Origin of the sequence: Phenylobacterium sp. (assembly GCF_046463815.1) — a bacterium.
GTDB lineage: Bacteria > Pseudomonadota > Alphaproteobacteria > Caulobacterales > Caulobacteraceae > Phenylobacterium.
This window is the reverse complement of record NZ_JBKBRO010000024.1, coordinates 52,694-59,661: the sequence shown is the minus strand read 5'-3', so window position 1 is coordinate 59,661 and position 6,968 is coordinate 52,694. Positions and strand designations below refer to the sequence as shown.

The window sequence follows — 6,968 nt, the reverse complement described above, 5'->3', positions numbered from 1 at the left end:
CCGGCGTCGTGCGGGCATTCCTATGCAGGTTCATCCGGTCCCCTGAGATCAGCTGAGTCTTCGCAACACCAGCCTTCCCGGTCCGGACCGGATGGACAACCTATTGGCACCTCACATCTAGAGGACCAGGTTGCGGGGCTCGCCGCGGGCGAAGGCCTCGATGTTGGCGACCGAGGTTTCGAGGATGCGCTGGACGGCCTCGCGGGTGTCGTAGGCCACGTGCGGGGTGACCACGACGTTGGGCAGCCGCAGCAGGGTGTTGGTGGCCAAGAGGCTGCGGAGCTGGTCGGGGCGCAGGGCCGCGTCGGTTCGGAAAATCTCGGCCTCCTCGCGCACCAGCGGCTCCTCGGCCACCACGTCGAGACCGGCGCCGGCCAGCCGGCCGCTGGTCAGGGCCCGCACCAGGGCCGCGGCGTTCACGACCCCGCCTCGCGCGGTGTTGATGAGCACGGCGCCGGGCTTCATGGCGGCGAACTCGGCGTCGGAGATGAGGTCGAAGGTCTCCGGTCCGCCGGGGACGTGCAGGCTGACCACGTCGGCGCGGGCCAGGAGCTCGGGCAGGGAGACGTAGGCGAAGCCCAGCCGGCGGGCGGCGTCCGGGTCGGGGCGGCGGTCGGCGGCGACCACCGTCATGCCGAAGCCGGCGGCGATCTGGATCACCCGCCGGCCGATGCGGCCGGCGCCGACGACGCCCAGGGTGCGGCCGGCGAGGTCGAAGCCGCGCAGGCCCTCCATGGCGAAGTCGCCCCGGCGCGTGCGGTCGGCGGCCTCGACGATGCGGCGCGAGATGGCCAGCAGCAGGGCGAAGGCGTGCTCGGCCACGGTGGGGTCGCCGTAGTCGGGGACGTTGCAGACCGAAATGCCGGCCGTCCGACAGTAGCCGAGGTCGATGTGGTCGTAGCCTGTCGAGCGGGTGGCGATGAGCTTGAGGTCCGGCAGGCGGCGCAGCACGTCGGCGCCGAGGTCGGAGCGGATGAAGGCGGTGACCACCTGGGCGTCGGCATGGGCCTCCGCGCCCGCCGCGTCGAGCGGTTCGGGGGAGCAGACGACCCGGTGATGGGGGCGCAGCCGTTCGAAAGCGGCGCGTTCCCACTCCTCGGCCTCGAAGACCGCGATGCGCATCGGGTCATCCTCCCGGCTGCGGGAGGCGGGGCATTGACCTGCCTCAAGCGGAGCCTTCGGGGCAGGCCGCCAGGGCCCATGCAAAGAGCCCGCCGGAGGACCGGCGGGCGCCATGACGGACGAGACTCGTCGCGGGGCCGCTACTTGGCGGCTGGAGCGGCGGCGGCCTGGATCTGGTTCACCCGGTCGAGGTGGGCCTGGATCTTCGGGATGGCCTTCTGGGCCAGGGCCTTGAGCTCGGCATTGTCGCCGCCGTCGGCATACCCACGCATGAGGGTCAGCGCCTCCTCGTGGGCGGCCTCCTGCTGGGCCAGGTAGACGCGGTCGAAATCCGCGCCGCTGGCGGCGGTCAGGTTGTCGAGCATGCCCTTGCGGCGCTCGTCGAGGGTGGCGGGCACGGTCTGGCCGGCGGCCTGGGCCAGCGGCTTCATCTCGTTCGACATGGCCGTGTGGTCGGCGACCATCATCTTGCCGAAGGCCTTTACGTCGGCGGATCGGCCCTTCTGCTGGGCCATCTGGCCGGCCTGGATCTCGTACATGTCGCTGATGGCGGCGTTCGAGACGAAGCCCTCGGTGGTGTTGGCGCCCAGGGTCGAGGCCGACATCTGGCCGACCGCCGAGCCCACGGCGTCCTGGGCGGCGTTCACCGGCTTGGTCTGTCCGGCGGGTTCCTGGCGGTTGCAGGCGGCGACGGCGAGGGCCGAGGCGGCGGCGCAGATCAACAGTGCGCGGGTCATGGATGGCGTCTCCCTGTGAGGCCTGAGCGCCAGAAATGCCGCGCTAGGGGCTTGGTTCCCGCACCAGGACCAGGGCGGGCGGAACCAGGAACAGCCGGCCGCGGCCCAGGTCGAGGGCGAGGCGGAAGCGGCGGAAGAGGCCCGCGCCCAGCAGGCCGTCGGGGATCGGGCCGCGCGCGCTGGGCGCATAGACCTGCACGTCCACGCCGCGCAGGGTGAGGCCGGCGACCTCCACCGTATGGGCCCGGACCATGCGGTCAAGGCTGAGGCCGCCGAGGCTGACGGAATGGGCCGAGCTGACCGGGCGGCCAGGCGCGAGCAGGCCAGTGGTCTGGGCCGCCCGGGCCGAGAGCGCCAGCGTGCCGGTGGCGCCGGTGTCCACCAGCACGTCGAAGGGCGCGGAGCCCTCCACCCGGACGGGGGTCATGGGCGCGCCGCCGGTGAGCTTCAGCGGCACGGGCCGGGCGTCGGGGGGCGGCCGGTAGGCTCCGGGGCGGTGGAAGGCCGCGCGGCGGCGGGGGAAGTCGGCCTCGATGACCAGCTCGCGCAGCACGTCGCGGCCCAGCAGCAGCGAGAACTCGTGTCCCGTGGCGGCCGAGAGCGTGGCGATGTCGAGCACGGCGGCCCGCACGCCGCGCACCGTGAGCGGGCCCAGGTCCAGGTCGAGGCGGACGGTGTGGGTCAGGCTGGGGTCGCCGCTGACGCCGTAGGCCAGCATGGGCAGGGCGATGGGCCTGGACAGGCCGAGGCGGTCGGCCAGGGCCCGGTCGATCGCCGAGAACTGGGCGCCGGAGTCCACCACCACCCGGACGGGAACGCCGCCGACCTGGCCGGGAACCTCCATGAGGCCGCCGCGGTCGGGCAGGGGAATCCAGGGCGTCCAGTGGCCGGACGCGAACTCCACCTTCGGCGGCGGCCAGGGGATGCGGTCGCGCGCCAGGTAGAGCGCGCCCCCGCCCGCGGCGAGCAGGCCAAGACGCGTGACGAGGGCGCGGCGGGAGATCACGCCCGTTCTTTAGACCGGAGCCTGGGGCGGAAGAAGGGTTACTGGGTCTGCAATTCCTCGGCGCCCATGGCGTAGGCGCCGTCGAGCCAGGCCTCGATCTCGCGTGCGGCTGGGTGGTCGAACGGGGCCAGGCGTTCGCGCAAGCGCCCCTTCAGCTCGTCGGACATGCCGTCGAGGCCGGACTCCTGGAGGGCCAGCAGGTTGCGTTCGAGAAGGGCGGCGAAGTCCTCCCCCAGCACCTGGCGGGCGGCGCGGCGGAAGCTGGCGGCGTATTCATAGGCTTCCCCCTGCGCGTAGCTGTCCAGCAGGGTGAGCGCCGGGATGCGGCTCAGGACGGCCTGAGATGCGGTGTTGATCCCGTGGGCGGCGAGATGGTCGCCGATCGTCGCGGGGCGGCCGGTGAAGGCGCGCAGATGCAGGCGGCGGCTCATGCGCGGGCCGTCGTTGACCGGGTAGTTGTCCCACAGGAACGGCCTGCGGCGCATCCGGCCGGCCACGCGGGCGAGATGGGCGGGGGTGACCTGGAGGCTGCACACCTCCTCGCCGGTCCACATGAGGTGGATGGCGGGATCGAGGCCGGCGCCGAGGTCCTCCAGATAGTTCGGCGGCCGCTGGCCGAACACGCGGTCGAGGGCCGGATCGTCGGTGTAGTAGCTGGGGCAGGCGATCAGGCGGACGCCCGGGACCCGCTCGGCGATCCAGTGGACGATCTCCACCTGGGCGGCGGCGAGGCCAGGCAGGTCGCCGCGCATGTCGTCGAAGAAGACGCCCAGGTCGTCGAGGCCCAGCGAGACGAGCTGGTCGAGCTTGGCGGCCAGCGCCTGTTTCGAGGCGGCGTCGAAGTCGCGGTAGAGCTCGTAGGGCGACAGGCCCGCGCCGAAGCGGACGCCCGTGGCGCGGCAGAGGGCGGCGAAATCCGCGAGGCTCGCGAGATCGGCGTCGGGATAGGGCTCGCGCCAGCGCTTGCGCAGGAAGCCGTCGGCCTTGGGGGCGTAGAGGTAGAAGCCGTAGCCGGCGGGACCCAGGGCGCGGACCATGCCGGCGCGCTCCTCCCATGTGTAGGGCCGGCCGAAGAAGCCCTCGATGATTCCGAGCTCGGTCATGCCGAGAGCTTAAGCGGGCGATTGCGATAACGGCGTAAATTCGTAAGGGTGGCGCCGCAAACCAAGGAGGAGGGGCGTCCCATGAACCCGAACGCCGAGTTCGACCTGATCGTCTATGGCGCGACCGGCTACACCGGCCGTCTGGTGGCCGAGCACCTGGCCCAGCGCTACGGAGTCGGCGGCGAGGTGAAGTGGGCCATGGCCGGCCGCTCGGCGGCGAAGCTGGCGGAGGTGCGCGACGAGATCGGCGCGCCGAAGGACACGCCCCTGGTGGTGGCCGACGCCTCGGACCCGGCCTCGCTGCGGGACATGGTGCGGCGGACCAAGGCGGTGATCACCACGGTGGGGCCCTACCAGCTCTACGGCTCGGACCTGGTGGCGGCCTGCGCCGAGGCCGGGACCGACTACCTGGACCTGTGCGGCGAGCCCAACTGGATGCGCCGGATGATCGACGCCCACGAGGCGACGGCCAAGAAGAGCGGGGCGCGCATCCTGTTCTCGTGCGGCTTCGACTCCATCCCCTTCGAGCTGGGCGTCTACTTCGCCCAGGAGACGGCCAAGGCGAAGCTGGGCGCGCCGGCGCCGCGCGTGAAGGGCCGGGTGCGCGACATGAAGGGCGGGCTCTCGGGCGGCACGGCGGCCAGCGGCAAGGCGACCATGGAGGCGATCCAGAAGGACCCGTCGCAGATGGCGGTGATGATGAGCGACTATGGGCTCACGCCGGGCTTCGTGGGGCCGGCGGCGCCGGCCTCGAACGCGCCCTATGACGACCCGGACGTCGGGCCGGTGGCGCCGTTCATGATGGCGGTGATCAACGTGAAGAACGTCCACCGCTCGAACCTTCTGATGGGCCACGCCTACGGGACGGACTTCGTCTACGACGAGATGGTGATGGGCGGTCCCGGCGGACCGGGCTTCACCGACCTGGGCTCGCTGCCGGGCGGGGGGCCGAAGCCCGGCGAGGGGCCGACCAAGGAGGAGCGGGAGACCGGCTTCTACGACATCCTGTTCATCGCCACCGGCGCGGACGGCCGGCAGGTGCGCACCTCGGTGAAGGGCGACAAGGACCCGGGCTACGGCTCGACGTCGAAGATGCTGGCCGAGACGGCGATCGCCCTGGTGAACGCTCCTGACGTGAAAGGCGGGATCTGGACCCCCGGCGCGGCCCTGCAGGGACGGCTGGTCGAGCGACTGTCGAAGCATGCGGGGCTGACCTTCGCCGTCGAATAGGCTTAAGGGACTCGCCCATGGGACGCATCGTCGCCATCGGCGAAGTCATGGTGGAGCTGAGCCTGGCCGGACCCGGCCAGGCGGCGCTCGCCTATGCGGGCGACACCTTCAACACGGCGCTTTATCTCCAGCGGCTGGGCCACGAGGTGGCCTACGCCACCGCGCTGGGGACGGACGATCCCTTCACCCGGGCGATCCTGCAGGTGATGGAGCGGGAGGGGCTGGACGCCTCGCTCGTGACCCGCGTCGACGGGCGCCTGCCCGGCCTCTACGCCATCGAGCGGGACGACAGGGGCGAGCGGCGGTTCTTCTACTGGCGCGGCGAGGCGCCGGTCCGGCAGATCGCCGAGCTGGCCGACGTCGAGGCCCTGACCGACGCGGCCGCCAAGGCGGACCTCACCTATCTCTCGGCGATAACCCTGGCGGTGGTGGGTGACGCGGGCCGCGCGGCCCTGGGCGGCGTGATGCGCGAGGCCCGGGCCGTGGGCTTCGACCTGAACTACCGCGCCCGGCTGTGGCCCGACGTGGAGACCGCCCGGGCGGCCATCGACCAGGCGGCGCGCAGCTCGACCTACGTCTCGGCCAGCGACGAGGACCTGGAGGCCCTGGACCTGATGGACGGGCCGCAGCGGTGGGCGGCGGCGGGGGCCGAGGTGATCCAGCGCGGCCACGACCACGGCGTCACCATCCGCCGCCCGGCCGCGGCGCCGGTGTGGATCCCGGGCGGCCCGAAGGCGCCGGCGGTGGACACCACGGGCGCGGGCGACAGCTTCAACGCCGGCTACCTGGCCCTGCGCCTGAACGGTCGCGACCCCCAGGCGGCGGTCGAGGGCGGGCGTCGCCTGGCCGGCGTGGTCGTGCAGCACGTGGGCGCGGTGATCCCCCGGGCCTCGATGCCGCGATAGGGCCATGACCTCCGCGCCCGCTCAACGGCCCATCGAGCTGAAGGTCAAGGAGATCGGCCAGCTCTTCCAGTCGCTGGACCCCCTGCCGTACCGCGAACGCGACCTCGACGCCGCGGTCGAGGAGTATGTCGTCGGCTGGGCGCGCGAGATGCCCCGTGAGGGCGACATCGAGATCGTCGTCCGCCTGCCCGCCGCAGAGGCCGAGCGGGAGGAAGCGGGCCATGTGGCCGAGGCGATGCGCAACTACTTCGCCTATCGCGCGGAGGTGACCGGTTGGGAGCTCAGGGAGCTGTTCCGGGTGGGCCGCGTCTCGCTGGCCACGGGACTGGCCGTGCTGGGCGTCTGCATCGTGCTGGCGCGGCTGATGGGGAACATCGTCGGCGGAGGCTATCTCGGGCGGTTCTTCGTCGAGGGCCTGATCATCGTGGGCTGGGTGGCCAACTGGCGGCCGCTGGAGATCTTCCTCTACGACTGGCTGCCGCTGGTTCGCCGGCGCAGGCTCTACCGGCGCCTGGCGCGCGCGGGCGTGACGCTGGCGGCCTACGACAGTTGACGGGGCTCAAGGCGGGCGGCGGGTACACATGGCGTCCTGGCGCGGTGGCAAGGGAGACCCCGATGGACGTTCGCCATCCTTCGCTGAAGCGCGCCGCCGTGGGCGCGGCCTTCATCCTCGCGGGATCGCTGGCGCTCAGCGGACTCGTCTGGGCGACCTACGGCGACTCGGCCGCCTGCCAGGCCTGGTCGGTGCGCCTGGGCCTGGGCGGGGCGACCCTGATCTCGGGCGTCGCCCAGACGCTGGTGCTGCTGGGGCTGTGGCAACTCTGGAGGGCGTTCCAGGCCAAGGGCGGCTAGGTTCGACCTCGGG

At 72.3% G+C, this 6,968-nt stretch carries 8 protein-coding genes; 4 read left to right on the top strand and 4 right to left on the bottom strand.

Translation table 11 applies throughout. The annotated features are described in order from the left end of the window. Positions 1-117 precede the first annotated feature (117 nt). The 4 genes from ACK4TT_RS15685 to ACK4TT_RS15670 form a co-directional block, all read right to left on the bottom strand. A complete protein-coding gene (locus ACK4TT_RS15685; protein ID WP_409639738.1) occupies positions 118-1,122 on the bottom strand; it encodes a hydroxyacid dehydrogenase in 1,005 nt (334 codons plus the stop codon). Between the two features lie 140 nt (positions 1,123-1,262). Continuing rightward, positions 1,263-1,859: a DUF4142 domain-containing protein gene (locus ACK4TT_RS15680; protein WP_410213374.1), complete on the bottom strand. Its 597-nt coding sequence runs from the start codon at positions 1,857-1,859 to the stop codon at positions 1,263-1,265. A gap of 43 nt (positions 1,860-1,902) precedes the next feature. After that, a complete protein-coding gene (locus tag ACK4TT_RS15675) occupies positions 1,903-2,865 on the bottom strand; it encodes an aspartyl protease family protein (RefSeq protein WP_410213373.1) in 963 nt (320 codons plus the stop codon). A gap of 38 nt (positions 2,866-2,903) precedes the next feature. Next, positions 2,904-3,968 (bottom strand): beta-N-acetylglucosaminidase domain-containing protein, encoded by a 1,065-nt coding sequence (locus ACK4TT_RS15670; protein WP_410213372.1) that lies wholly within the window; start codon positions 3,966-3,968, stop codon positions 2,904-2,906. 81 nt (positions 3,969-4,049) lie between these two features. Between ACK4TT_RS15670 and ACK4TT_RS15665 the strand changes: the two genes are divergently transcribed. The 4 genes from ACK4TT_RS15665 to ACK4TT_RS15650 all read left to right on the top strand — a co-directional run bounded on the left by ACK4TT_RS15665 (position 4,050) and on the right by ACK4TT_RS15650 (position 6,955). Then, complete coding sequence (locus ACK4TT_RS15665; RefSeq protein WP_409639750.1) at positions 4,050-5,198, top strand: saccharopine dehydrogenase family protein; 1,149 nt, start codon at positions 4,050-4,052, stop codon at positions 5,196-5,198. 17 nt (positions 5,199-5,215) lie between these two features. Then, positions 5,216-6,103: a sugar kinase gene (locus ACK4TT_RS15660; protein ID WP_410213371.1), complete on the top strand. Its 888-nt coding sequence runs from the start codon at positions 5,216-5,218 to the stop codon at positions 6,101-6,103. A 4-nt stretch (positions 6,104-6,107) separates the two neighbouring features. Beyond that, entirely contained in the window at positions 6,108-6,656 is a 549-nt protein-coding gene (locus ACK4TT_RS15655; RefSeq protein ID WP_409639756.1) for a hypothetical protein, read from the top strand. A 62-nt stretch (positions 6,657-6,718) separates the two neighbouring features. Then, positions 6,719-6,955, top strand: coding sequence for a hypothetical protein (locus tag ACK4TT_RS15650; protein WP_409639759.1), 237 nt, complete (start codon positions 6,719-6,721; stop codon positions 6,953-6,955). The last annotated feature ends 13 nt before the right edge of the window (positions 6,956-6,968 follow it).

Bases quoted from the DNA above. Each gene is read 5' to 3' on its own strand.
- ACK4TT_RS15660 (WP_410213371.1), top strand. From the start codon at position 5,216: ATGGGACGCATCGTCGCCATCGGCGAAGTCATGGTGGAGCTGAGCCTG.
- ACK4TT_RS15665 (WP_409639750.1), top strand. From the start codon at position 4,050: ATGAACCCGAACGCCGAGTTCGACCTGATCGTCTATGGCGCGACCGGC.
- ACK4TT_RS15670 (WP_410213372.1), bottom strand. From the start codon at position 3,968: ATGACCGAGCTCGGAATCATCGAGGGCTTCTTCGGCCGGCCCTACACA.
- ACK4TT_RS15655 (WP_409639756.1), top strand. From the start codon at position 6,108: ATGACCTCCGCGCCCGCTCAACGGCCCATCGAGCTGAAGGTCAAGGAG.
- ACK4TT_RS15650 (WP_409639759.1), top strand. From the start codon at position 6,719: ATGGACGTTCGCCATCCTTCGCTGAAGCGCGCCGCCGTGGGCGCGGCC.
- ACK4TT_RS15685 (WP_409639738.1), bottom strand. From the start codon at position 1,122: ATGCGCATCGCGGTCTTCGAGGCCGAGGAGTGGGAACGCGCCGCTTTC.
- ACK4TT_RS15680 (WP_410213374.1), bottom strand. From the start codon at position 1,859: ATGACCCGCGCACTGTTGATCTGCGCCGCCGCCTCGGCCCTCGCCGTC.